The 24,113-nt window shown below is 61.1% G+C and carries 30 protein-coding genes; 11 read left to right on the top strand and 19 right to left on the bottom strand.

Annotation, left to right across the window (positions count from 1 at the left end; all coding sequences use genetic code 11):
- Nucleotides 1-16: 16 nt before the first annotated feature.
- Nucleotides 17-1,048 (bottom strand): cell division protein FtsZ, encoded by a 1,032-nt coding sequence (ftsZ, locus tag ACIQUB_RS05770; protein WP_051110811.1) that lies wholly within the window; start codon nt 1,046-1,048, stop codon nt 17-19.
- A gap of 235 nt (nt 1,049-1,283) precedes the next feature.
- On the opposite strand from ftsZ, the gene ACIQUB_RS05765 reads away from it, so the two are divergent.
- Together ACIQUB_RS05765 and ACIQUB_RS05760 are read left to right on the top strand one after the other, a co-directional pair.
- Nucleotides 1,284-1,496 carry a hypothetical protein gene (locus ACIQUB_RS05765; protein WP_026283302.1) on the top strand — a complete coding sequence of 71 codons (213 nt, stop codon included), beginning with the start codon at nt 1,284-1,286 and terminating at the stop codon, nt 1,494-1,496.
- A gap of 77 nt (nt 1,497-1,573) precedes the next feature.
- Nucleotides 1,574-2,581: a 2-dehydropantoate 2-reductase gene (locus ACIQUB_RS05760; RefSeq protein ID WP_113237106.1), complete on the top strand. Its 1,008-nt coding sequence runs from the start codon at nt 1,574-1,576 to the stop codon at nt 2,579-2,581.
- A 77-nt stretch (nt 2,582-2,658) separates the two neighbouring features.
- On the opposite strand, the gene ACIQUB_RS05755 is transcribed toward ACIQUB_RS05760, so the two are convergent.
- Nucleotides 2,659-3,822: an aminotransferase class I/II-fold pyridoxal phosphate-dependent enzyme gene (locus tag ACIQUB_RS05755; RefSeq protein ID WP_113237159.1), complete on the bottom strand. Its 1,164-nt coding sequence runs from the start codon at nt 3,820-3,822 to the stop codon at nt 2,659-2,661.
- A gap of 212 nt (nt 3,823-4,034) precedes the next feature.
- Between ACIQUB_RS05755 and ACIQUB_RS05750 the strand changes: the two genes are divergently transcribed.
- The 6 genes from ACIQUB_RS05750 (at nt 4,035) to ACIQUB_RS05725 (ending at nt 8,852) form a co-directional block, all read left to right on the top strand.
- Nucleotides 4,035-4,793, top strand: a complete 759-nt coding sequence (locus ACIQUB_RS05750) for a DsbA family protein (protein WP_112941509.1) — start codon at nt 4,035-4,037, stop codon at nt 4,791-4,793.
- 143 nt (nt 4,794-4,936) lie between these two features.
- On the top strand, nt 4,937-5,374 hold the full coding sequence (aroQ, locus tag ACIQUB_RS05745) for a type II 3-dehydroquinate dehydratase (protein ID WP_047510061.1): 438 nt from the start codon (nt 4,937-4,939) through the stop codon (nt 5,372-5,374).
- Nucleotides 5,375-5,392: 18 nt separating this feature from the next.
- On the top strand, nt 5,393-5,872 hold the full coding sequence (gene accB / locus ACIQUB_RS05740) for an acetyl-CoA carboxylase biotin carboxyl carrier protein (RefSeq protein WP_113237105.1): 480 nt from the start codon (nt 5,393-5,395) through the stop codon (nt 5,870-5,872).
- Between the two features lie 10 nt (nt 5,873-5,882).
- A complete protein-coding gene (accC, locus tag ACIQUB_RS05735) occupies nt 5,883-7,229 on the top strand; it encodes an acetyl-CoA carboxylase biotin carboxylase subunit (protein WP_018900150.1) in 1,347 nt (448 codons plus the stop codon).
- Between the two features lie 5 nt (nt 7,230-7,234).
- On the top strand, nt 7,235-7,852 hold the full coding sequence (aat, locus tag ACIQUB_RS05730) for a leucyl/phenylalanyl-tRNA--protein transferase (protein WP_113237104.1): 618 nt from the start codon (nt 7,235-7,237) through the stop codon (nt 7,850-7,852).
- 70 nt (nt 7,853-7,922) lie between these two features.
- The gene (locus tag ACIQUB_RS05725) at nt 7,923-8,852 is read left to right on the top strand and encodes a DUF2167 domain-containing protein (RefSeq protein ID WP_113237103.1); all 930 of its coding nucleotides are present in this window, start codon (nt 7,923-7,925) and stop codon (nt 8,850-8,852) included.
- Between the two features lie 10 nt (nt 8,853-8,862).
- On the opposite strand, the gene ACIQUB_RS05720 is transcribed toward ACIQUB_RS05725, so the two are convergent.
- From ACIQUB_RS05720 to gatB, 5 genes are all read right to left on the bottom strand, one after another.
- Nucleotides 8,863-9,294: a DUF2155 domain-containing protein gene (locus ACIQUB_RS05720; protein ID WP_113237102.1), complete on the bottom strand. Its 432-nt coding sequence runs from the start codon at nt 9,292-9,294 to the stop codon at nt 8,863-8,865.
- Between the two features lie 106 nt (nt 9,295-9,400).
- Nucleotides 9,401-9,799, bottom strand: a complete 399-nt coding sequence (locus ACIQUB_RS05715; protein WP_113237101.1) for an NADH:ubiquinone oxidoreductase subunit NDUFA12 — start codon at nt 9,797-9,799, stop codon at nt 9,401-9,403.
- A gap of 105 nt (nt 9,800-9,904) precedes the next feature.
- The gene (locus tag ACIQUB_RS05710) at nt 9,905-10,369 is read right to left on the bottom strand and encodes a GNAT family N-acetyltransferase (protein ID WP_113237100.1); all 465 of its coding nucleotides are present in this window, start codon (nt 10,367-10,369) and stop codon (nt 9,905-9,907) included.
- A gap of 10 nt (nt 10,370-10,379) precedes the next feature.
- A complete protein-coding gene (locus ACIQUB_RS05705; RefSeq protein WP_113237099.1) occupies nt 10,380-10,886 on the bottom strand; it encodes a GNAT family N-acetyltransferase in 507 nt (168 codons plus the stop codon).
- 63 nt (nt 10,887-10,949) lie between these two features.
- Entirely contained in the window at nt 10,950-12,455 is a 1,506-nt protein-coding gene (gatB, locus tag ACIQUB_RS05700; RefSeq protein WP_113199593.1) for an Asp-tRNA(Asn)/Glu-tRNA(Gln) amidotransferase subunit GatB, read from the bottom strand.
- Between the two features lie 147 nt (nt 12,456-12,602).
- On the opposite strand from gatB, the gene ACIQUB_RS05695 reads away from it, so the two are divergent.
- Nucleotides 12,603-12,908, top strand: coding sequence for a DUF1294 domain-containing protein (locus ACIQUB_RS05695; protein WP_113237098.1), 306 nt, complete (start codon nt 12,603-12,605; stop codon nt 12,906-12,908).
- Here ACIQUB_RS05695 and ACIQUB_RS05690 read toward each other — a convergent pair.
- On the bottom strand, nt 12,905-13,411 hold the full coding sequence (locus ACIQUB_RS05690) for a GNAT family N-acetyltransferase (RefSeq protein ID WP_113237097.1): 507 nt from the start codon (nt 13,409-13,411) through the stop codon (nt 12,905-12,907). The two genes, ACIQUB_RS05695 and ACIQUB_RS05690, sit on opposite strands and share 4 nt — an antisense overlap.
- Nucleotides 13,412-13,718: 307 nt before the next feature.
- Between ACIQUB_RS05690 and ACIQUB_RS05685 the strand changes: the two genes are divergently transcribed.
- Nucleotides 13,719-13,976 carry a YjhX family toxin gene (locus tag ACIQUB_RS05685; protein WP_113237096.1) on the top strand — a complete coding sequence of 86 codons (258 nt, stop codon included), beginning with the start codon at nt 13,719-13,721 and terminating at the stop codon, nt 13,974-13,976.
- A gap of 40 nt (nt 13,977-14,016) precedes the next feature.
- Here the strand turns inward: ACIQUB_RS05685 and ACIQUB_RS05680 are convergent, their stop codons facing one another.
- The 6 genes from ACIQUB_RS05680 to ACIQUB_RS05655 form a co-directional block, all read right to left on the bottom strand.
- The gene (locus ACIQUB_RS05680; RefSeq protein WP_402928838.1) at nt 14,017-15,486 is read right to left on the bottom strand and encodes an ArnT family glycosyltransferase; all 1,470 of its coding nucleotides are present in this window, start codon (nt 15,484-15,486) and stop codon (nt 14,017-14,019) included.
- Nucleotides 15,487-15,498: 12 nt separating this feature from the next.
- Complete coding sequence (locus ACIQUB_RS05675) at nt 15,499-16,581, bottom strand: glycosyltransferase (protein ID WP_113237094.1); 1,083 nt, start codon at nt 16,579-16,581, stop codon at nt 15,499-15,501.
- A 166-nt stretch (nt 16,582-16,747) separates the two neighbouring features.
- Nucleotides 16,748-17,017: a hypothetical protein gene (locus ACIQUB_RS05670; protein ID WP_113237093.1), complete on the bottom strand. Its 270-nt coding sequence runs from the start codon at nt 17,015-17,017 to the stop codon at nt 16,748-16,750.
- A gap of 113 nt (nt 17,018-17,130) precedes the next feature.
- Nucleotides 17,131-18,612, bottom strand: a complete 1,482-nt coding sequence (gatA, locus tag ACIQUB_RS05665) for an Asp-tRNA(Asn)/Glu-tRNA(Gln) amidotransferase subunit GatA (RefSeq protein WP_047510034.1) — start codon at nt 18,610-18,612, stop codon at nt 17,131-17,133.
- Between the two features lie 54 nt (nt 18,613-18,666).
- Nucleotides 18,667-18,954, bottom strand: a complete 288-nt coding sequence (gene gatC / locus ACIQUB_RS05660) for an Asp-tRNA(Asn)/Glu-tRNA(Gln) amidotransferase subunit GatC (RefSeq protein ID WP_113237092.1) — start codon at nt 18,952-18,954, stop codon at nt 18,667-18,669.
- A 121-nt stretch (nt 18,955-19,075) separates the two neighbouring features.
- On the bottom strand, nt 19,076-19,780 hold the full coding sequence (locus ACIQUB_RS05655; protein ID WP_113237091.1) for a metal-dependent hydrolase: 705 nt from the start codon (nt 19,778-19,780) through the stop codon (nt 19,076-19,078).
- 119 nt (nt 19,781-19,899) lie between these two features.
- On the opposite strand from ACIQUB_RS05655, the gene ruvX reads away from it, so the two are divergent.
- The gene (gene ruvX / locus ACIQUB_RS05650) at nt 19,900-20,394 is read left to right on the top strand and encodes a Holliday junction resolvase RuvX (RefSeq protein WP_113237090.1); all 495 of its coding nucleotides are present in this window, start codon (nt 19,900-19,902) and stop codon (nt 20,392-20,394) included.
- Here the strand turns inward: ruvX and ACIQUB_RS05645 are convergent.
- The 5 genes from ACIQUB_RS05645 to ACIQUB_RS05625 form a co-directional block, all read right to left on the bottom strand.
- Nucleotides 20,331-20,663, bottom strand: a complete 333-nt coding sequence (locus tag ACIQUB_RS05645) for a DUF6105 family protein (RefSeq protein WP_113237089.1) — start codon at nt 20,661-20,663, stop codon at nt 20,331-20,333. The genes ruvX and ACIQUB_RS05645 overlap by 64 nt on opposite strands.
- Entirely contained in the window at nt 20,660-20,809 is a 150-nt protein-coding gene (locus tag ACIQUB_RS05640) for a hypothetical protein (protein ID WP_018900168.1), read from the bottom strand. The genes ACIQUB_RS05645 and ACIQUB_RS05640 overlap by 4 nt, the downstream gene beginning before the upstream one ends.
- A gap of 148 nt (nt 20,810-20,957) precedes the next feature.
- Nucleotides 20,958-21,620: a TetR/AcrR family transcriptional regulator gene (locus ACIQUB_RS05635; protein WP_113237158.1), complete on the bottom strand. Its 663-nt coding sequence runs from the start codon at nt 21,618-21,620 to the stop codon at nt 20,958-20,960.
- A 142-nt stretch (nt 21,621-21,762) separates the two neighbouring features.
- Nucleotides 21,763-22,383: a GNAT family N-acetyltransferase gene (locus ACIQUB_RS05630; RefSeq protein WP_113237088.1), complete on the bottom strand. Its 621-nt coding sequence runs from the start codon at nt 22,381-22,383 to the stop codon at nt 21,763-21,765.
- Complete coding sequence (locus ACIQUB_RS05625; RefSeq protein WP_113237087.1) at nt 22,383-24,032, bottom strand: acyl-CoA dehydrogenase family protein; 1,650 nt, start codon at nt 24,030-24,032, stop codon at nt 22,383-22,385. Before ACIQUB_RS05625 ends, ACIQUB_RS05630 begins: the two co-directional genes overlap by 1 nt.
- Between the last annotated feature and the right edge of the window lie 81 nt (nt 24,033-24,113).

Genomic DNA, 24,113 nt, shown 5'->3' with positions numbered 1-24,113 from the left:
AACTTCTTGTTGCGGCTTACTGCAGCGTGCGCGGCGGGAGGCCTGGGACCATGGTCGCGCCCTGCTGGACAGGAGCGACACCGGCGCCCGCGCCATCGAGGCCCGTAGCGACGACCGAGACGCGGAACTTGCCATCCAGATTGCGGTCGAAGATCGCACCGACGACGATATCTGCATCGTCCTGCACCTCGTCGCGGATACGGCTTGCGGCTTCATCCACCTCGAACAGCGTCATGTCGGAGCCGCCGGAGATCGAGATCAGCACGCCCTTGGCTCCGCGCATCGAGATGTCGTCGAGCAGCGGGTTGGCGATCGCGGCTTCCGCCGCCTTCATCGCGCGCTCTTCGCCCGATGCTTCGCCGGTGCCCATCATGGCGCGGCCCATGCCGCGCATGACCGACTTCACGTCGGCGAAATCGAGGTTGATGAGGCCTTCCTTGACGATCAGGTCGGTGATGCAGCCGACACCTGCGAACAGCACGCGGTCAGCGGTCATGAAGGCGTCGGCGAAGGTGGTCTTGGCGTCGGCGATGCGGAACAGGTTCTGGTTCGGGATGACGATCACGGTATCGGCAGCCTGGCGCAGCGCCTCGATGCCAGCGTCGGCCGTCTTCATGCGGCGGTTGCCTTCGAAGGTGAAGGGCTTGGTGACGACGCCGACCGTCAGGATGCCGGCGTTGCGGGCCGCCTGCGCGATCACGGGTGCGGCACCCGTGCCGGTGCCGCCGCCCATGCCGGCGGTGACGAAGCACATGTGCGAGCCGGCCAGGTGATCCATGATCTCGTCGATCGATTCTTCAGCGGCGGCGCGACCGATCTCGGGCAGCGAACCGGCGCCGAGGCCTTCGGTCACATGCGCGCCGAGCTGGATGCGTCGCGAGGCCTTCGAGGTCGCGAGCACTTGCGCATCGGTGTTTGCGGCAATGAATTCAACGCCTTCGAGGCTTTCCGCGATCATGTTGTTGATGGCGTTGCCGCCGCCACCACCAACGCCGATCACCGAAATTCTGGGCCGCATCTCGGAAATCCCGGGCTTGGCGTTCGTCATCGCAATCTCCTTCGTGCGCATTCTTTCGTGGGCTCCACCGCTTTATCGGGACCCGAATCGCGCATCAGCCTATGGGCGCAAGAAGGCAGAGGCGGGGCGAAAGAACAAGATGCAGGCTTTTCTAAAATTTATCCGGAACCTTTTTTGAGGTTGGCGCATTAGGTCGATTCAAGCCAGTCAAAATACCTTTTCAAATGAAAGCCCGCCTGCCCATAAAGAGAGGAGTACCGCGCAGATGCCTATGCTCGCTTCCAGCCAGTCGATAGCCCCTCCGAAAGACCATGTCGTGACCGCCCAGGAAGCGCTGGAGCCGCTCTTCCTGCAGATCGAGGCCGAGGCCGAGTTGCGGATGATTTCCGCTGCTCTGAAGGCCGGATGGTCGGCAGAGGACGCAGTGAGCGCGATCGACGAATTGCGTCGCAGCGAGTTGCTGCCGGGCGATCGCTGAACACCAAAAAATCATTCGCCTTCGAGGCCGGATAGCCTATCTCTACCGCTTTCAAGTGATTGCGGAGATAGGATTTCATGACCATCAAGACCATCTGCATTTTTGGCGCCGGCGCGCTGGGCGGGATGATCGCCACCAAGATCGCGCCGTCGTCGCTTGGAAGCGACGTCACGGTGTCGGTCATCGCGCGCGGAGCGCATCTCGATGCCATCCGCCGCGAGGGTCTGACGCTGCATGAAGCGGGTTCCGAAACGCCCCTCAATGTAAAGGTGGTGGCCACGGACAATCCCGCCGATCTTCCGCCGCAGGATCTGGTCATCACCGGGCTCAAGGGACATCAGCTCAGCGCTGCCGCCGAGGGGATGGCGAAGCTGTTGAAGGACGGCACGCGCGTTCTGATGATCCTCAACGGTATTCCGTGGTGGTACTTCCACCGCGACGACCATCCCGAATTCGCCGAACTGCAATTCGAGGAACTTGATGAAGGCGGTGCGCTCTGGAGACTTGTCGGCCCACACCGGGTCATCGGTTGCGTCGCGCATCAGGGCGCGGAAGTGAGCGAACCCGGTCATATCAAGCTCAGCAACAAGGGCCGCTTCATCCTGGGCGAGCCGTCGGGCGAAATCACGTCTGATCTCGAGGCCATCCAGGCTCTGCTGCAGAAGGCAGATCTCAACATCACGCTGTCACCGGAGATCCGCAACGACATCTGGAGCAAGCTGATGGGCAATGCTTCGTTCAACCCCATCAGCGCGCTGACGCGCTCCACCATGTCCGACCTCATGGCCGACGTCGCGGTCAGCGACCAGATCGGCAAGGTGATGAAGGAGGTCAAGGCGGTTGGCGAGGCGCTTGGGGCCAATGTCGGCATGTCCGTCGAAGAGCGGCTCGAACAGGCGAGCCAAATCGGCCCTGTCCGCACCTCGATGCTGCAGGACCTGCTTGCCGGAAAGGCACTCGAAATCACGCCGCTGGTCGGCATGGTCGTGGTTCTCGGGAGGCTCGCTTCGGTGCCGACACCGGTTTCGGAAACCTTGCTTGCAATGGTTTCGCAGCTCGATCGCGAGAACTGCAAGCCGGCCTAGACGGCCGACCTGCCCTTCACAATGCTTTTTCAAGGCGCTCAGAAAATCAGTCAGGAAACGCCTGCAGCGCCTTGAAATCAGCCCGCTTTGAGCCAGCCCGTCATGCGATCGACCGCTTCGGCGATCTCGGCTTCGGAGCCTGCGTAGGACATGCGCATGGCGCGGTGCCCTTCCAGCGGATCGAAGTCGAGGCCTGGTGTCGCGGCGACGTCAATCTCGGTCAGCATCCGCTTGGCGAATTCCATGCTGTCGTTGGTAAAGCGCGTCACATCCACATAAGCGTAGAAGGCACCATCCATCGGCGAGGCGATCGTAAGGCCCATGTCTGGGAGACGCCGCATCAGGAAATCGCGGTTGGCAGCGTAGCTTGCCCTGTAGACATCGAGCTCGGCGGAAGCGCCAAGCGCTGCGGTCGCGGCGATCTGCGACAGCTCCGGCGCGGAGATGTAGAGGCTCTGGGCGACCCGCTCGATCGGGCGCACGAGACGATCGGGCAGCACCATCCAGCCGATGCGCCAGCCGGTCATGCAATAATATTTCGAGAACGAATTGATGACGATCGCTTCGTCGGTCAGTTCGAGCGCGCTTGTCTCCTCGCCCGCGAAGATGAGCCCGTGATAGATCTCGTCGGAAATGAAAGCGATCGAGTTTGCCGAACAGTATTCCGCCAGCTCGGCAAGCGCCTCGCGGCCGGTCAAGGTGCCGGTCGGGTTTGCCGGGCTTGCGAGCAGAACGCCCTTCACGCGGACGCCGCTTTTCTTCTGGGCCGCCTCAATGCTTTGCGGCGTCAGCGTGAAATGCGTTTCGGCGGTGACGGGTACCTCGATGACCCGCAGGCCGAGCGCGCCGAGGATGTTGCGATATGCGGGATAGCCGGGCCTGGCGATCGCCACCGCATCACCGGCATCGAAGAGCGACAGGAATGCGAGGTTGAAGCCCGCGGAGGAGCCTGTCGTGATCGCGATGCGCGCCGGATCGATGTCCAGGCCGTGGCGCTCGCGGTAATTCGCTGCAAGCGCTTGCTTCAGGCTCACAGTACCCAGCGCATCGGTGTAGCCGATCCTGCCATCCTCCAGGGCTGCCTTCGCCGCATCAAGTGCGGCGCGAGGCGCCGGATGCGAGGGCTGGCCGACGGCCATTGATATTACTGGCCGGCCACTTGCGCGCCGCCGCGTCGCTTCCGCCAAAACATCCATTGCGTGAAACGGCTCGACTGCACTGCGCTTGGAAATGGAAAACAACTGCTCTGCTCTTTCGACTTCGATTTGCGGCCAGACAAATGCCGCATTAGTGAGATCTTCACAATCCCGCGACCAGATAACGAACACGAGAATTCCTGTTTCAATACGCCGGAATGCGCCGTATTTTTGTTGCTTCGCATTGCGTTCCGATCATGGGACTGTGATACCCGAAGCATTGAACGACCAAAATCACCTGCAAAGACGAGGATATCATGGCCATTCTCCCGAAAATCTTCACGGCGCTCGCGCTGACCGCCTCCGTAGTCTCCGCCCAGCCGGCCGCTGCGCTCGATGATGCGCAGAAGAAGGAGTTCGGCGAGTTCATCAAGCAGTATCTGATTGAGAACCCGGAGATCATGCTCGACGTGCAGGACGCCCTGCAGAAGAAGCAGGAGACTGCGCGCCTGGTGAAGGCCAATGCGACGATCTCGGAGAACAAGGCGACGATCTTCGATTCCAAATACGACATGACGATCGGCAACCCGAAGGGCGACGTCACGATCGTCGAGTTCTTCGACTACAACTGCGGTTACTGCCGCCACGCGCTTACCGACATGCAGACCATGCTGAAAAAGGACCCGAACGTCCGCTTCGTGCTCAAGGAATTCCCGATCCTCGGACCTGAATCGGTTGCCGCCCACAAGGTGTCGGACGCCTTCCGCAAGATCGCTCCGGAGAAGTACAGCAAGTTCCACGTAGCGCTTCTCGGCAGCGACGGACGCGCCGACGAGGCGAGCGCTATCGAAGCGGCTCAGTCTCTCGGTGTCAGCGAAAAGCAGATCCGGGCGGAGATGGCCAAGAGCCCGAGCGACGCCTCCGTGCAGGAAACCTACTCACTGGCGCAGAACCTCGGTATCACAGGCACGCCGTCCTATGTGATCGGCAACGAACTGGTGCAGGGCGCGGTCGGCTACGACGACCTCGAGACCAAGGTCAAGAACATGCGGACCTGCGGCAAGACCAGCTGCTGAGCCGGCCCCCATCAAATTGCCAAAATCCCGGTGCTTCAGCCATGTGGACAATGTGGCGCGATTCCTGATGCCTTGTCCAAAGGGCTTTCATTAAGCCTTTGGTGAGTCTATAGGTTGCCCTCGCACATTTGACGGAACACTCGATGACGCAAACCATTTTCGTCCTGAACGGGCCAAACCTGAACATGCTCGGCAAAAGAGAGCCCGGCATTTACGGCGGCAAGACGCTTCAGGACATCGAGGCGGACTGCAAGTCGGCCGGGCGAGAGCTTGGCGTCGATGTCGATTTCCGTCAAAGCAACCATGAAGGTCAGCTCGTCGACTGGCTGCACGAAGCCGGCGACAAGGCCATCGGCGTTGCGATCAACGCCGGCGCCTATACGCACACATCGGTTGCGCTACATGATGCGATCCGCGCCATTTCCATTCCCGTTGTAGAGCTCCATATCTCCAACGTGCATGCGCGGGAAGAATTTCGCCACAAGTCGATGATCGCGCCCGCTGCGAAGGGTGTCATCGCCGGCTTCGGACCATATAGCTACATTCTGGCGCTCCATGCGCTAAAGAACGTCACCGCATAAAAAGACAGGGCAAAACTCATGGCTGAAAAAAAGAACGGTATCGACCAGGCACTGATCCGCGATCTCGCGAACATCCTCAACGACACGGATCTGACCGAGATTGAAGTCGAGCAGGACGATCTGCGCATCCGCGTTTCGCGCGCCGGCAACACGCAGTATATCCAGGCGCCGATGGGTGCCCCTGCCTACGCCGCCGCTCCGGCAGCGATTGCAGCACCAGTCGCAGCAGCGCCTGCCGCTTCCGCCGCACCGGCCCGCAACCCGGCCAACACGGTTTCCGCTCCTATGGTCGGCACCGCCTACATGGCACCGGCTCCGGGCGCGCGCGCATTCATCGAAGTTGGCGCGACGGTCAAGGAAGGCCAGACGCTGCTCATCATCGAAGCGATGAAGACGATGAACCAGATCCCCGCCCCGAAGTCGGGCAAGGTCGTTGAAATTCTTGTCGAGGACGGCAGCCCCGTCGAATACGGCCAAGCTCTCGTGGTCGTCGAATAAGGCGAACGTCATGGTCTCGAAAATCCTCATCGCCAACCGCGGGGAAATTGCCCTTCGCGTGCTTCGTGCCTGCAAGGAGCTCGGTATTCCCTGCGTCGTCGTTCACTCGACCGCCGATGCCGACGCCATGCATGTGCGCCTGGCCGACGAAAGCGTCTGCATCGGCCCGCCGCCGTCGCGCGACAGCTATCTGAACATTCATCAGATCGTTGCTGCCTGCGAGATCACCGGCGCCGACGCTGTACACCCCGGCTACGGTTTCCTGTCGGAGAACGCCAAGTTCGCCGAGATCCTCGAAGCGCACGGCATCACCTTCATCGGCCCGACCGCGGAACACATCCGCATCATGGGCGACAAGATCACCGCCAAGACCACGGCGCAGGAACTCGGCATCCCGGTGGTTCCCGGCTCAGACGGCGAAGTGAAGACCGAGGAAGAGGCCATCAAGACGGCCGCCGAAATCGGTTATCCCGTGCTGATCAAGGCGACCGCCGGTGGTGGCGGACGCGGCATGAAGGTCGCCAAGAGCGCTGACGACGTGATCGAGGCCTGGTCTACGGCCCGTACCGAAGCGGCCGCCGCATTCGGCAACGAAGCCGTCTACATGGAAAAGTACCTCGGCAAGCCGCGGCACATCGAAATCCAGGTGTTCGGCGACGGCGAAGGCAATGCCATCCATCTTGGTGAACGCGACTGCTCGCTGCAGCGCCGCCACCAGAAGGTCTGGGAAGAAGCCAACTCGCCTGCCCTCAACGTCGAGCAGCGCATGAAGATCGGCCAGGTCTGCGCCGACGCCATGAAGAAGCTGAAGTATCGCGGCGCCGGCACGATCGAGTTCCTCTACGAAAACGGCGAGTTCTATTTCATCGAAATGAACACCCGTCTTCAGGTCGAGCATCCGATCACCGAAGCGATCACCGGCATCGACCTGGTGCACGAACAGATCCGCGTCGCCTCCGGTGGCGGTCTGTCGGTCACGCAGGATGAGATCCACTTCCATGGCCATGCCATCGAATGCCGCATCAACGCCGAGGACGCGCGCACCTTCGTGCCCTCGCCCGGCACGATCACGCATTTCCATGCGCCGGGTGGCCTTGGCGTGCGTATCGATTCGGGCGTCTATCAGGGCTACAAGATCCCGCCCTATTACGACAGCCTGATCGGCAAGCTCATCGTGCACGGCCGCACCCGCGTCGAATGCATGATGCGTCTGCGTCGTGCGCTTGACGAGTTCGTGGTCGACGGCATCAAGACGACGCTGCCGCTCTTCCAGGATCTGGTCGACAATCAGGACATCGCCAACGGCGATTACGACATCCACTGGCTGGAAAACTATCTGGCCAGCAAGCCGGCTTAACCGCAATGGCAGGGTCGCGCAGGAAATCTCCAGGCATCACACCGGAAATTCTCCTGCGCGCCTATTCCATCGGCCTCTTCCCGATGGCCGAATCGGCTGACGATCCCGAGATCTTCTGGGTCGAGCCCGATCTTCGCGGCGTTCTGCCGCTTAATGATTTCCACGTCTCCAAAAGCCTCGCCAAGACCATCCGGCGCAAACCGTTCGATATCCGCTTCGACCATGACTTCGAGGCCGTGATCGCCGCTTGCGCGGAGGAGACGTCAGGTCGTCCGAGCACCTGGATCAACCAGACGATCAGGTCGCTCTACGCATCGCTCTTTCGCATGGGACACGCCCATACGGTCGAGGCATGGGATGGCGATCAGCTTGTGGGCGGGCTTTACGGCGTGTCGCTGGGTGCCGCCTTCTTCGGCGAGAGCATGTTCTCGCGGCGTACCGACGCCTCGAAGATCTGCCTCGTGCATCTGGTGGAGCGGCTGAAGGAGAAGGGTTTCGTGTTGCTCGACACCCAGTTCACCACCGAGCACCTGAAGACCTTCGGCGCCATCGACGTTCCGAAGGACGAATACGAGCACATGCTCGCCACGGCGATGCAATCGCCGCATCTGTCTTTTGCATAATAAAATACACGTTCACGTTGACGTTACTTCCAAGTCGCCTATTGTCGCGCCTTTAACGGGAGTATTGTTCATGAAGTTGAAAATTGCCGCACTGACGTCCCTCTTCGTTCTGGCAGCAACCCTGGCTGAGGCGAAGCCATATCAGGAGATGTTTCCGGGTGCGGATCGTTTCGGAGATGCCGACAAGGCCATCCTGGAAAAGATCGACTTTCAGCAAGGCGCGATCAAGATTCCGGGCGCGAATGCCACCCTCAATATTCCCGAGCAATTTTACTATCTCAGCCCTGCCGACGCGCGCCGCGTAATCGTCGACATCTGGGGCAATCCGCCACAAGCGGGCGAAGGAACGATGGGCATGGTCTTCCCCGCCAAATACGCTCCCGTTGAAGGCGGGTCGTGGGGCTCTGTCGTCGAATACAGTGCTGACGGCTACGTCTCCGACGTGGATGCCGCATCCACCGACTACGACGAACTGCTCCGCAACATCAAGGACTCGATCGCGGAAACCAATCCGGAACGCGAGAAGCAGGGATTTGAGAAGATCACGCTCGTCGGCTGGGCTTCGCCCCCGCACTACGACCAATCCGCGCATGCGCTGCACTGGGCGCGCGATCTCATCTTCGGCGACGACATGAGTCAGCCACACACGCTGAACTATTCCGTGCGCGTCTTTGGGCGCGAAGGCGTCTTCATGTTCAATTTCGTGGCGGGAATGGACCAGCTGAAGGAAATCCAGTCCGCCGTCCCCGACGTCCTGACCATGGTCAAGTTCGACAGCGGCAAGACCTACAAGGATTATGAAAGCGGAGACAAGCTGGCGGCCTACGGCATGGCAGGCATGATCGCGGCCGGAGCCGGCGCGAAGGTCGCCGCCAAAGTCGGACTGCTCGCAATGGCGGCCGTTTTCTTCAAGAAGGCCGGCGTGATTGTTCTTGTCGCGGGAGCAGCGCTATTGCGGGCCCTCAAGGGACTGTTCTCCCGCAAGAAGCCCTCGGCGTAATCTCCGAGGGTTAGTTCGTCTTGGCGTCGGGCGCAGGCACGTCCGACGACGCCTTGCAGTCCTTTAGCCAGACGTCATAGATCGGGTGTTCGACGGCGTTGAGGCCGGGGCTGTCGGCGAACATCCAGCCGGTGAAGATGCGGCGAATCTTGCGATCCAGCGTGATCTCGTCGACTTCGACGAAACCGTCGATCTTCTGCACTTCGCTCTGGTCGCGCGAATAGCAGGCCTTTGGCGTCACCTGCAGGGCGCCGAACTGGACGGTTTCGTTCACATAGACGTCGAAGGTGGTGATGCGGCCGGTGATCTTGTCGAGGCCGGAAAAGACGGCGACAGGATTGTCGATGCGGGCGGCGAGAACCGTCTGCGGCAGGAAGGACGAGCCAAGCGCCAGAGCAATGCCGGCGGCACGCAGGACGGGGTTCCGCGTGAGAAGCTTCATATCTTTCCGTCTCCACCGCATTTCAAAAATAGAAGGCCGCAGTGTCTGCGGCCATTCTGCGGGTATAGGTCAATTGTGGCCAAAAACCGGGCCGGACTGGCTGCGATCAGCTGCCGGGCGTCCATGCGTCATAGTCACCCGTGACGCGCGGACGTTCGCCGGCAACGGCGAGCGAGCCCGGCGGACGGTAAGCCTGCGGCGAACCGGTCGGGTTGGCGCGGTGTCCCTTCTGCCATTCCTTGGCGACATAGGTCTCCTTGGAGGGCGGTACGTCGGTGCGATAGTGCATCCAGCCGTGCCAGCCCGGCGGGATAGCCGAAGCGTCCGCGTAGCCCTTGTAGATCACCCAACGGCGCGGAAGGCCGAAGGAGGTGGTGCCGCCTTCGTAGTAGATGTTGCCCAATTCATCTTCGCCGACGCGCTTGCCGAAACGCCAGGTCGCAAAGCGGGTACCGATCGTCTGACCGTTCCACCAGGTGAAAATTTGCAGGAGGAGAGTTTTCATGTCTTTTCCTTGTGCCTGCCTTGGGAGCAAGCGGGACCAGAATTCGATCCTTCGCTTATGCCGCCAGCAGCGTCTGTTGTCCAGTGATTCCGAAGGCAAAAGGGTTCATTTCAGCGCCATCTTGAAGCCGAGATGCGAGGGCTCGAAACCGAGCCGCTCATAGAAGCGATGGGCATCCTTGCGCTTGGCATTGGAGATGAGCTGCACGCGCGGCAGGCCACGCGCCCTCGCCTTTTCGATGCAGAATTCGATCATCCGGGCGCCGATGCCCTGCCCGCGCATATCACCGCGCGTCTGCACGGCCTCGATGATCATGAAGGACGTTCCGCGGCCGGTCAGCGTCGTGGGAATCGCGGTCTGGAAGGTGCCGACTACTTCGCCGGCCAGTTCGGCGACGTAGAGCGTCTGGTCGGGAGAGGCCGCGATAGTCTTAAACGCGCGCTCGTAATCCGGCAGCGCGTCTTCGGAAACCGTATCGCCGTGCCCACCGATATCATCGGCAGCGAACATGGCGATCAATGCCTTCAGATCGTCCCGGCGGGCTTCGCGAATGATGATCTGTGGGGCCATGGGATACGCTTCAATAGCTGGCGAGCGGTTTTTCGAGGATCAGTGCCGGGATGCCGGATTGGCCAGGGCCGTTGTTTTCGCTCTGGCCGACATCGGTGAAGCCGAGCCGGTGGTAGAACGTGATCGCCGCCTCGTTGCGCGGCTCGACCTCGAGCCGCATGATTTCGGCTGCCGGAAAGCAGGTTTCGAGCTCGGCGAAGATATCGCGGCCGATGCCCTCGCGCTGCAGCGAGGGGCGGACGTAGAGCAGATGCAGCATGACCGTCTTGGTCATCTCGCCGGACATGGCCGCATAGCCGACGCCGCCGATCTCCTTGCCGTCATCGGCCACCAGGAATTCGGCGTTCTTGTTTGCCATGCGCGTCTTCAACGCCGCGGGCGAGAAGAGCGTCGCGACCAGTTCATCAACCTTCGGCGCGCCAAGCAGCGCGTCGTAGGTCGCATGGAAGGTTTCGACCAAGAGAGCGCGAACCTTGTCGAGATCGCGCTCGCTGGCGGTGCGGACGAAGTAGACCATTTTCTTCCTTCCGGCATCGGCTATCCGAAAACCGCTTCACACTTTTCGGCGATGCCGGATGACCTATTCCTCGACGATGCCGAGCTTGGCCTTGACCAGAGCCTGGACGGCCTGCGGGTTGGCCTTGCCGCCGGTCGACTTCATCACCTGGCCGACGAACCAGCCGGCGAGAGCGGGCTTGGCCTGCGCCTTGGCGACCTGATCCGGGTTGGCAGCGATGATCTCGTCCACGGCCTTTTCGATGGCGCCGGTGTCGGTGACCTGCTTCATGCCGCGGCTTTCGACGATCTCGGCCGGGTCTCCGCCTTCGGCCAGAACGATTTCGAACACGTCCTTGGCGATCTTGCCGGAGATGGTCTCAGCCTTGATGAGGTCGATGATCGAACCGAGCTGAGCGGCGGAAACCGGAGTCGATTCAATATCCTTGCCGAGTTTGTTCAAGGCGCCCAAGAGGTCGTTGATGACCCAGTTGGCAGCCATCTTGCCATCGCGGCCTTCGGCAACGGCTTCGAAGTAATCGGCGATCGCCTTTTCCGACACGAGCACGGAGGCGTCGTAGATCGAGAGACCGAGTTCGCGCACGAAGCGCTCCTTCTTGTCGTCAGGCAGTTCCGGCAGGTCGGCTGCGAGGTTCGCCACATAGGCGTCGTCGAATTCGAGCGGCAGCAGGTCGGGGTCCGGGAAGTAGCGATAATCGTGCGCGTCTTCCTTGGAGCGCATCGAGCGCGTCTCGCCCTTGCCGGCGTCGAACAGGCGGGTTTCCTGATCGATCACGCCGCCATCCTCGAGGATGGCGATCTGGCGACGGGCTTCGTATTCGATCGCCTGGCCGATGAAGCGGATGGAGTTGACGTTCTTGATCTCGCAACGCGTGCCGAAGCCTTCGCCCGGGCGGCGCACGGAGACGTTGACGTCGGCGCGCATCGAGCCTTCGTCCATGTTGCCGTCGCAGGTGCCGAGATAGCGCACGATCGAGCGCAGCTTGGTCATGTAGGCCTTGGCCTCATCCGACGAGCGCATGTCCGGCTTGGAGACGATTTCCATCAGGGCGACGCCCGAACGGTTCAGATCCACATAGGACATGGTGGCGTGCTGGTCGTGCAGCGACTTGCCGGCGTCCTGTTCCAGATGCAGGCGCTCGATGCCGATCTCGATATCCTCGAACTGGCCCTGGCGATCCGGGCCGAGCGAGATGACGATCTGGCCCTCGCCGACGATCGGATCCTTGAACTGCGAGATCTGATAGCCCTGCGGCAGGTCGGGATAGAAGTAGTTCTTGCGGTCGAAGATCGAGCGCTTGTTGATCTGCGCCTTCAGGCCGAGACCCGTGCGGACCGCCTGGGCGACGCATTCCTCGTTGATCACGGGCAGCATGCCGGGCATGGCGGCATCGACCAGCGAGACGTTGGAATTCTGCGGCTTGCCGAATTCGGTCGAAGCGCCGGAGAACAGCTTCGAATTGGACAGCACCTGCGCATGGACTTCCATGCCGATGATGACTTCCCAATCGCCAGTGGCACCGGGAATGAAGCGTTTCGGATCAGGCGTGCGAACGTCGACAAGGGTCATGGAAATGCTCTTTTGAGGCTATCTTATTCAACTGGTGAGGTAACGGAAATGACCTTCCGGTGCAAGGCTTTCGGCATGGTCTCGGCCAATGCGGGCCGCACACCGGGCATTTTTCGGTTGTTAACGGGCCGCCGCTAAACTTCACCAATGCCTCTCACCGATCTCGCCAAAATCATCGGACTGTTCACAGCCTGGAACGGGCTGGTGTTTACAATCTACTTCGTCGACAAGCAGGCCGCGCGCTACGGCCAGTGGCGCATCAGCGAAAAGACGCTTCTGACGCTTGCGTTCCTTGCCGGCAGCCCTGGGGCGGTCAGCGCCCAGCAGCTACTGCGCCACAAGACCCGCAAGGAGCCGTTTCGCTCGGAACTCATGGCGATCTGCGTTTTTCACCTGCTTGCCGTGGTCGCGCTCGTCTCCGGCATCACAGCCAGGATGCTTGGGCTGATCTAGAAGGCGCCGTAGGGACCATCGCCCGGCGATGACACCGGCTTCGATAGCCCAACCGAGGGAACGTCGCGGTCGAGCTTGGGATTATAGGCGACCGACAGCCAGTGAATTGAATAGCCGTTCTTCTTGAAGAAGGCGATCGCCTCGTTGTTCTCGGCGTGGGTCTGCATCATGACGCTATCGAGCCCCTGCTCCGCCACTTCCTTCTCGATCGACTGCAGCAGCGCCGAACCGAGGCCATGGCCGGTGAACGACGGATCGATCCAGAAGTCGGAAATCGTCTCGTCGAGATTTTCACGCGCTGCCCATCCGGCCGTATGGCCGTTCCATTCGATAACGGTGATGGTGAGCCAGCGGGTCTCGGCGAAATTCATGAAAGCGCTGCGGGCAGCCGACGCCATCGCATCCGCCTCGCCGATCGGCGCCATCGCCTTCTGCCAGGCGCGCAGGCCGATCTCGCTCAAAACCTCGGCTTCGCCCTCATGGGCATTGCGAATAGTGATCAATCAGAACCTCCGAAACACCCAGGAAAGTAAACCACCGAATCGGGCCATCTCAAAGCCTTCCGTAACGCCAGGCGCAGCTTATCCCGCATTGCGAAAGATGGAGCTCGCTTGGCGCCGACCTTGACGCCGACGGGGTCGAAGCCTATCAAACCCTCATGTTGAGCTCGCAATCAGAGACCCGGTAAAGGCCCTGCCCGCAAGTTTTCTTGCGCGCATGGGCCTGACGAGAACGAAGCCCTGACGTCCCATTCGGACGCCAGATCGTTTTTGTGCGCCTTAAACGGCGCGAGACCGGATCAACATCTCCATGGATATTTCACGCGCCGAACAGCGCATCCTGCACTTGCTGGCCCAAGGCGGCCGCATCGAAATCGAACGCGACGACAGACACAAGATCGAGGCCGTCAACTGCCTCACCCGCGACGGCTGGCTCTACCCAGGCTTCGACCTCGAGCTCTTTCGAAAGCTCAAACGGCTGAAGGCGATCAGATCGCAGACCGGGCAGCCATATCGGATCACCGAACGCGGCTTGCGGCTGGTTCGCTCGCAGCTCGACAACCGATGACAGCGAAACGGCGCCGCTCAGGTGGCGCCGTTTTCACACCTCAGCGTTGAAGCAGCCGATATTTCGAGAGCTGGACACCTGTATCGCGGTAGCCGGCAACCCGGTCGCGGCAGCTATCGTCAACCACCATATAGTTGCCTGTCTCGGCGTCCATGGGCGCAAGGCTGACTTTATGCCAACGCTCGAGATAGCCGTAAAGCGCCCAATCTTCGGCCGCAGCGCCACAGACAGTGACGACACGTTCGCACGCGCCCGTTGTCGGGCAGACATGGTCCGCGATGGCTGCAGCGTTCGCGATCGTAGCTGCATCCGTGCCAGGGCGACCGATGTTGAAACCGACGAGAATGACGCTCAACGCAAGCGCCGCAGCCAAGCCGATCGTCAGACGACGATACGAGCGCGCATTCATTGCCTTGAGAGCTCGAATAACGGCCGGTGCGCTCGCAACCGCGAATGCCGACGCAAAATAGGCCAACGAAGGATTGAAATAGAAACTGGCGACGCGTGGGCTCACGAGCAAGGGCAGCGAGGCGGAAAAGCCCACGAGCGCCAGGAAGGCGGCAGTTTGTCGACGCGCCTGCTTCAGATCGCGAGACAATTCCGGGCGATTTCCCCAGCGCCGGTCGCAGAGCAGAACAATCAACATCACGATCGCCGGATAGGCATTGACGCGTACGAAGGCGCGCACGGCACTCCAATGGCCGCCGCCGCTTCCGCGTTGTCCAGTCAAGCTGGGCAGCAACTGTATGGAGAGATAGCGTTCGATCGCCCCCCGGGCGTCGTCGAACTGCCAGAGAGCGGCAAAGAAAACGATTACCGTCGCCGTCATGACAAATGTGTCGACGATGAAGGAGACCAGATTTCGACGGCGAAATGCCAGCCACCATATCCCCGGTGTTGCGAGAGGGAACAGGCCGACCAAGCCTTTGGTCATCAAGGCCAAAGCCACCAAAACTCCTGCAGCAACCATCAAGACGGAGCGCGATATGGTGCTCCTGAGGCCTGCGCCGTCGTAAGCGACGACAACACAGTAGATCGCGAGCGATGTGAAAACGATCAGCAGGTTTTCGAGCATGCCATTGGTGAAGGCCCAGCTGACACGTCCGGCGGCGAGTGCCATGGCTAGGGCCATGGGGCCTGCCCACCGAAGCTCGGGATCGTTTGCGTGCAATCGCTGCCAAATCTTCAGCAGAATGAAGCCGCTGGCGATCAACGTCATCAGCGAGAAACATTTCTCAACGGCGATCGTATCGCCGAACAGACGAAAACCAATGGCCTCGAGCCACATCATCAGAGGCGGATGTTCCGAGAAGACCGAAAATAAGGTCTCGGAGAACTGCAGTCGCCAAGGCGATCCAGTGCCTTCAGCCAAGTTGCGCGCGATGCTGGCGTAGATGGCGCCATCAAAGAACATCGACTGATGCATGAGCTGACACAACACCAGCAGGCAGACGACGATCGAGAGGATGATCCAGAGAGGCTTTGCAGCATCCACGGTCTTGGACTGCATGGGTGGCCTCGCCTACTTCCAGATGAACTTGTTGGCGATCACGAACTTCCACACCGTATCGATCGCGATGCCCGCGAGCGTGGCAAGGAAGACCACGTGCACCAGCCGTTCATAGGCAAGGGTTGCGGCCGAAACATTGGCGACAATGCCGACAGAGGACACGAACAGGAACTTCAGATAGCCCCAGAACTTGTTCATGCCGCGCAGCCGGCGATCCTGGAAGGTCAGCAGGTTGTTGAGCAGGAAGTTGCTGGTGGCGGCTACCAGCGTCGCCACGGTCTGCGCCGCCATGAAGGGCACGGAAAGCGCCAGCGCGCTGTAGAGAACCGCCAAGTGAACGAAGAGACCCGAGCCTCCAACGAACAGGAAGGAAATCAGGTTCGCAGGCACGATGCCGCGTGTCATCTTGCTGAGCAGGAAGGTGACGAATTTCCAGATCACGTAGCTGTCGAGCTTGGATTCGCCACTCAGCCGCGCCTGGAAATCAAAAGGCACTTCGGCGTGACGCAAATCCTTGCGCGAATAGAGGATATCGAGAAGAAGCTTGAAGCCCGCGTCGCCAAGCTGCGGTGCAATTCCCAGGAACGCCTCGCGCCTGATAACGAAGAAGCCAGTCAGCGGGTCGACCAGCTGGCGTCCCAGGACGAAGCTGCTCAACCAGTTGCCAACCTTCGACAAAGTATTGCGCACCGGCGACAATGCGTCCGCCTGGCGCTCGTCGCCCAACCGGCGTGCGGCGCTGACGATATGTAAATTATCCTGATGCAGTCGATCGACCAGATCCTTGACCACTTCAGGATCATGCTGGCCATCGACGTCCATCACGCACAGCAGCCCGCCCTTTGCAGAGAGCATGCCCTGGATACTCGACTTCGCAAGGCCTCGATCCTGGAGGCGGGTGATAATGCGTATGCGCGGATCATGCGCAGCGTAGTCGAAGACTTTCTGCGCCGTTCCATCGGCAGAGTTATCATCGACGAAGATGATCTCCCAATCCTTTTCATGAAGGGCAGCCTTGGTGCGTTCGATGAAAGGAATGACGTTTCCCGACTCATTGTATGTCGGGGCAATAATAGAAATACGACCTGCGGGCAAAGCGTTATCCACCAATGGAATTCAATCGCACGTAGCAGGTCGCCAAATAAAAATCCAGCGAGATACCGCGACGACCAGCATCAGCAATTTGGATACTTGTGGACCGACGAATCCGAGGTGAAAAACCGGTGGCCGAGACACGGCAACTCCGGATGCGGTACCTTTTTCACTTGGCCAGCAATACCAAGCGCATGGCGGCCCACTCATCGGCAAACGAACCTGTCGCGACCGTCTTGCCCGCCAGCCGATACCAATAGCCGGCATTCCAGTCATCGCCTTCGATGCGGTGACAGAGCGCGTGCCCCCAATCGAAAGGCTGTTCTCCTTCATGGGCCTGGCAGATATCGTGCACGGTCTTCCACTCCGCGCCCATCGTGAAATCCGCGGCGGCCAAGTGGTCGAAGGCCTCGACGAGCACTGTAATCTGCGATGCCATAAGCTTCTCCTCCACTTGGTGCATCTAAGATACGTGGCACTTCCCTGCCGCAAAACCGACTTCGCCGACCAGCATGTGGTCGGCGATCGTCATGTCTCTGATTTTCAGTCCGCTTACCACCACTTTGCGGGGGTGAAGCGGCCGGCGGCTTGTTCGATGACGTGGGCCGTCTTGAAGAGCGTTTCTTCCTCGAACGGCTTGCCGATCAGCTGCAGGCCGAGCGGCAGGCCCTTGTGGTCGAGGCCGGCGGGGACGGCGATGCCGGGAAGGCCGGCCATGTTGACGGTGACGGTGAAGATGTCGTTCAGGTACATCTTGACCGGATCGGACGCCAGATCCTCATCGGCGATGCCGAAGGCGGACGACGGAGTGGCGGGTGTCAGGATGGCGTCGACACCGGCGTGGAAAGCGAGGTCGAAGTCGCGCTTGATCAGCGTGCGGACCTTCTGCGCCTGGATGTAATAGGCGTCGTAATAGCCGGCCGAGAGAACATAGGTGCCGATCATGATGCGGCGCTTGACTTCCTTGCCGAAGCCGGCGGCGCGGGTCTTCTCGTACATGTCGGCAATGTCCTTGCCGTCGACGCGCAGGCCGTAGCGCACGCCGTCGTAGCGGGCGAGGTTCGACGACGCTTCGGCAGGTGCCACGATGTAATAGGCTGGCAGCGCGTACTTGGTGTGCGGCAGCGAGATGTTGACGATCTCAGCACCTGCATCCTTGAGCCAGGCGATGCCCTGCTGCCAGAGCGTTTCGATTTCTTCCGGCATGCCGGCGACGCGGTATTCGTTCGGGATGCCGATCTTCATGCCCTTCAGCGACTGGCCGAGCACGGCTTCATAGTCCGGAACCGGCAAATCGACCGAGGTCGTGTCCTTGGCGTCGACAGAGGCCATCGACTTCAGGAGAATGGCGGCGTCGCGGACGTCGCGGGCGATCGGGCCGGCCTGGTCGAGCGACGAGGCGAAGGCAACCGTGCCCCAGCGCGAGCAGCGGCCGTAGGTCGGCTTGATGCCGACGGTGCCGGTGAAGGCGGCGGGCTGGCGGATCGAGCCGCCGGTGTCGGTGGCGGTGGCGCCGGCGCAAAGATGGGCCGCAACGGCAGCGGCCGAGCCGCCCGAGGAACCGCCGGGAACCAGTTGCTGGTTCGAGCCTGCGGCGCGCCAGGGGTTGATGACCGCGCCATAATGCGAGGTCTCGTTGGAGGAGCCCATGGCGAACTCGTCCATGTTCAGCTTGCCGAGCATGACGGCGCCGTCGTCCCACAGGTTCTGCGTGACCGTCGATTCGTAGTGCGGCTTGAAGCCGTCGAGGATATGGCTGCAGGCCTGGGTGTGGATGCCTTCGGTGGCGAAGAGATCCTTGATGCCGAGCGGAATGCCCTCGAGCTCGCCGCCCTTGCCGCTGGCAAGACGGGCGTCGGAGGCTTCGGCCATCTGCAACGCCTTTTCAGGCGTCACCTTGATATAGGCGTTGAGCTTGTCGTTGGCCGCTTCGATCGCCGAAATATAGGCTTCGGTGAGTTCGGTTGCTTTGATCTCCTTGGCGCGCAGCTTGGTGCGGGCTTCGGCAATGGTCAGGCTGGTGAGTTCGCTCATGATGGTTCGCTTCAAATCTTGAATGGCAACGAGGTCGGAAAGCGGCGCGAGGCCTTATTCGACGACTTTGGGCACCAGGAAGAAATTCTGATCGGTAACAGGCGCGTTGGAAACGATATCGGCGGCCTTGTTGCCGTCGGTGACGTCGTCGGTGCGCTTCTTCATCAGCATCGGCGTGACCGAGGTCATCGCCTCGACGCCTTCGACATTGACTTCGGAGAGCTGCTCGACGAAGCCCAGGATCCCATTCAACTCGTCGACCATGCGGTTTGCCTCATCTTCGGAGACGGCAATACGGGCAAGGCGCGCAACGCGCTTAACGGTGGCTAGGTCGACGGACATCATATTCTCCGGATGGGATTTTCCCACACGCTATAAAGGCCATGCCCGCTGTGTGCAACGGGCATGGCCTTTCGTTCATTCAGATTTCCGCCCTTTCAAGTCGGGGCGAAGTGCCAATGCGTCAGAGAACGACGCTTTCGCTCGGCTTGATCGCCTTCACCTCGGTCTTTGCGCCTTCCATGCCGGCGACGAACTTTTCCGGCGTCTGGTCGATGATCGGGAAAGTACCGTAGTGGCAGGGGATCGCGGTCTTGAAATTGAAGTAGCGCTGGCAGGCGAGTGCCGCCACCGCACCACCCATGGTGAAGCGGTCGCCGACGGGGACGAGGCCGATATCGGGCTGGTGCAGTTCGTTGATCAGCGCCATGTCGGAGAAGATGTCGGTGTCGCCCATGGCGAAGATCGAGGCTTCGTCGTCGAAGTGCAGCATCAGGCCGTTGGCGTTGCCGAGCGCGTGGGAAACGCCGTCCTCGGTGATCTGAGCGGAGGAGTGCAGCGCGTTGGTGAAGGTGGCCGAGAAGCCGCCGAGAGAAACGGTGCCGCCGGTGTTGCCCATCTCGATCTTCGAAACGCCCTTGGTGCCGAGCCAGGAGGCGAGATCGGCGTTGGCGAGAACGACGGCGCCGGTTTCCTTGGCGATGGCTACGGTGTCGCCGACGTGGTCGCCGTGGCCGTGGGTCAACAGGATGTGGGTAACGCCAGCGGTGACATCCTTGATGTCCTGGCCGGCGAACGAGCCGTTATGCGTCAGGAACGGGTCGAGAAGGATGGTTGCCTTCGCGGTCTCGATGCGGAATGCCGCATGGCCTAGCCAAGTGATCTTCATGAAATGTCTCCTTGCAATATGTAATGCAAAAGCTTGTGGGGGCGGTTATGGACATATCCGATGCAGCGGCAAAGGAAAGCGGCGGCAGCTTCAATTTTTTTTGACGGAGTTAAGCGACCATGACCGTGCTGACGATCGAGGAACTGGCGGCGACCCTTCAGCCGGGACAGGCAATCGCCGGGCTCGACCTCGGCACCAAGACGATCGGGCTTTCGATGTCGGATCTCGGCCGGCGATTCTCGACGCCGCGCCCGGTGATAAAGCGCGAGAAATTCACCATCGATGCCGAGGTGCTCCTGAGCTTCGCCGAGAAGGAAAAGGTCGCGGCCTTCGTCATCGGCCTGCCTGTCAATATGGACGGGTCGGCGGGGCCACGGGTGCAGGCGACGCGGGCCTTCGTGCGCAACATGGAGCAGAAGACGGCCCTGCCCTTCGTTTACTGGGATGAGCGGCTATCAACGGTGGCCGCGGAACGAGCGCTGCTGGAGATGGACGTGTCACGCGCCAAGCGGGCCGAACGCATCGATTCGGCGGCTGCGAGCTTCATTCTTCAAGGCGCTCTGGACAGGCTATCCTTGCTTGGAAGGGCAGCACTCGAAGAACCGGACGCCTGACGTCCCCGCCACCAAGCGGCGATCTTCTTGCGCCTGCGGAAAGCCATGATCACGAACACCACGAGGCTATCGACAACGACGGCGCGGGCCACTAGCGGTGGGATGGTTTCGGCGGGGATGCCGAGGATATTGGCGTAGACCTGGAAGGTCAGGTCATGGGCCTGGCGCGTGAGCATGAAGATGCCGAAGCTCATGTCGTAGTAGGATAGCCAATACCAGCCCGCGAGAAACACGATCGGACCGGCCCAGAAGATCAGGAACCACTTCATGCGGTCGCCCCTCTTTGTCGCTTTGCGAATGGCAGATCAAGCGAGACCAGCCATGTCGATAATGCCATCAAACCCAGCACCAGGGCCGGCACCGCGATATCGAGCGCGAGCACGGCAAAGAACATCATCGCGGCAACGAGGAACATGATTCTCGCGATTTTGGTTCGCATGGTTCCAGACAACTCAAACTTTGAAACTGTCTGGTAACCTGACTTCTTAAGCACTCTGGCGCAACGTAAACCATTTGTTAAGGTTAACGGCCAAGCGGGAGGCTGTGGGAAAGTTTAGCGCCGATCAGCCGTAAACGCCGCGAACGATGCGTTTCAGGGCCTGCTCCGCCTTCTCCCAGTCCTTCGATGCCTTCAGCGCCAGACCGGCGCATTGCCCGCCGGCCGATGCCGAAAGGACGATATGCTGGATGGCGGCGATCAGAATCGCGTTCACAGCGACGGCATCGACGCCCTTGGGCGGCGTCAGCGAGCCGCGCATGCGCTCCAGCCAAGTGGCCAGCGCCTTGGAGCGCGCATCCGAGAGGCGGCGGACCTGCTCGGTATTTTCGGACACCTCCCAGGCGACGATGCGGCGCATCAGCGGGTCGTCCCGCAGGGCCTGGAGGAAGAGCAGCGACAGGCGCTCCATCAGGTCGCCGTAGGTCAGCAGGAACATGCCGCCGGTATCCTCGGGAATGCGGTCCTTCACCCATGTGCCGAGATCGGCGCCGATCGCGTCGACCAGGCCATTGAGGCCGCCGTAGTAGCGGTAGATCAGCTGCTTGTCGCAGCCGGCCTTGCGCGCCACGGCGTTGATGCCGAAATTCTGGAACCCCTCTTCCGCAAGCAGCGCCTTGGCGGCGTTGAGGATCGCCTTTTCAGTCGCGCCACGGTCACGCACACGCTTTTCCGGTTCGGCCTGCGATGCGCTCGCGATGGGGGTCAAAGGCATGGGGTCATTCAGCATCAGGGACTCGGATTTCATGTGTCACTCATCGGTGAGTAACAACCCCGCCCCCAACCGGCAACGGCGAGCCCCTTGAAAGATTGTGGATTGTTTTCAGGCCATTCGCGGCGGGCAGTCAAATGTCGCCGAGCGGCGACATCGATCAGAGCGTCTGGCCGAACCAGACTGTGCGCTCGGATGGTTCGACGAGCGGTGGGCCGAGGCGCGTAAAGCCGCGAGAGCCCCAGAAACCGATACCATTGGCATTCGTTGCACTGGCGCCGAGATGGACGGACTTCACGCCGGCGTCTCTTGCCTGCGAGAGCCACAGGTCGAGCAGCTTCGTTCCCACCCCCTGCCCGCGCAGACGCGACAGCAGGTTCATATGAATATGCGCCGGGAAGGCCTCGATGATGGCTGCTGGTGCCGACGAAGGGTGATGGATCGCGGCGATGCGTTTTTCGTCGGCATTCCAGAGTTCGGGATCGCCTTGCGGATCAGCGTAGGCGCTGCGCAGCGCCGGCCACCAATCGCGTTCAAGCTGAGCCTGAAACGCAAGCGTATCGTAGACGCCGACGATATAGCCAGCGACGCCTTCGGCATCCTCGGCCACGAAGGCCGTTTCAGCGCTGAGCGTCACATAGGGCGCGGAATAGATGTGGCCGATGAGCTTGCCGTCACCATGCAGTGACGTTGCATCCTGGCCGGCGTCGCCCGTGACCAATGAGATGTTGTAGATCTCATCGAGATCGTCGAGCCGGGCTTGGCGCAGCGTTGTCGTCATCAGGATGCCGGCGGATAGAGGAGATCGACGATGTAGCTGGCGTCGAAGCGGCTATCGAGCATGCCGTATGTAGAGCGCCAGCCGCCGGCGAGACGGGTTTCGATGAAGGCATCGGCGATACGCCCTGCCCCCAGGCGATAAAGCTCAGCGGCACCGGCCGCGAGCGCCAGCTGCTCGACGAGGAGGCGGGCAGCACCCTCGTCGCGTTCGCAAAGCGCCATGGCGGCACGCAGCACGTCGATGGTCTTCTTTCCGGCTGGGCCGAGATCCCTCGCAAGGCCTGCGAAGACGGTCTCGAAGAGATCCTTGCCGCGGTTCAGGATACGCAAGACATCGAGCGCCATGACGTTGCCCGAGCCTTCCCAGATCGCATTCACCGGCGCCTCGCGGTAATGACGGGCGATCGGGCGTTCCTCGATATAGCCGCTGCCGCCGATGCACTCCATCGCCTCATAGATGAGCGCCGGCGCGATCTTGCAGCACCAGTATTTGGCGACCGGCGTCATGACGCGGGCATAGGCGGCCTCTTCGGCGCTGCCGCGCGCGCGGTCGAAGGCGTCGGCGAGGCGGAAGGACAAGGCTGTGGCGGCGGCGACGTCGAGCGCCATGTCGGCAAGCACGCGGGTCATGATCGGCTGGCTGACCAGCATCTTGCCGAAGACGCTGCGGCCGCGCGTGTGGTGCACGGCCTCGGCCAGCGAGGCGCGCATGATGCCAGAGGATGCCAGCGCGCAATCGAGGCGCGTCAGCGTGACCATGTCGAGGATGGTGCGCACACCGGCATCCGGACCGCCCAGCAGGAAGCCGAAGGTATCGCTGAACTCGACCTCGGACGAGGCGTTCGAGCGGTTGCCGACCTTGTCCTTGAGGCGCTGGAACTGCAGGCCGTTGGCCGATCCGTCCTCGAGCAGGCGCGGCACCAGGAAGCAGCCCATGCCCTCCTTGGTCTGCGCCAGCATGATGAAGGCGTCGCTCATCGGCGCCGACATGAACCACTTGTGGCCCGACAGACGGTAGATGCCTTCGCTGACCTTTTCGGCAGACGTCGTGTTCGAGCGGACATCGGTGCCACCCTGCTTTTCGGTCATGCCCATGCCGATGGTCACGGCGGATTTCTGCATGGCCGGCTTGTTGGCCGAATCGTATTTGCGCGACAGGATCCTCGGCGCCCAGTCCTTCTGGACGGCGGGCGATGCGGAGAGAGCGGCAACAGATGCGCTCGTCATCGTAATCGGGCAGAGATGGCCGGTCTCAAGCTGCGACGACAGATAGAAGCGGGCGGCGCGGATCTTGTGCGCCTGGTCCTTTGCCTCGGCATCGGCTTGCGGGTCCCAGACGGACGAGTGAAGACCAACGGACATGGAGCGGCGCATCAGCGCGTGCCAGGCCGGGTGAAACTCCACGACATCGAGCCGTTCGCCGCGCGGGCCATGAGTGCGCAGCTGCGGTACGCCCTGGTTTGCCATGCGCGCCAGCTCCTGCGCTTCCGGCGAGGTGACGTAGCGGCCCATATTGTCGAGATCATCGCGAATGCCGCGCGGCAACGAACCCGTGAGGTCGACGATCAGCGGATCGGACCTGTAGGCGTTGATGCCGGACCACAGGCTCGGCTGGTTGAGTTCGGCGAGTTTTTCTTCAGCGGATGTCATGAATCGCTTCTAGAGTATGAGGCGGGCAAAGGGAAACCGGAAGTTTGGCACTCCTTGTGCTTTAGCCCAATTGCGACAAAA

Origin of the sequence: Rhizobium sp. NPDC090275, assembly GCF_044772225.1 — a bacterium.
Classification (GTDB): domain Bacteria; phylum Pseudomonadota; class Alphaproteobacteria; order Rhizobiales; family Rhizobiaceae; genus Rhizobium.
This window is presented reverse-complemented; position numbering and strand designations above follow the sequence as displayed.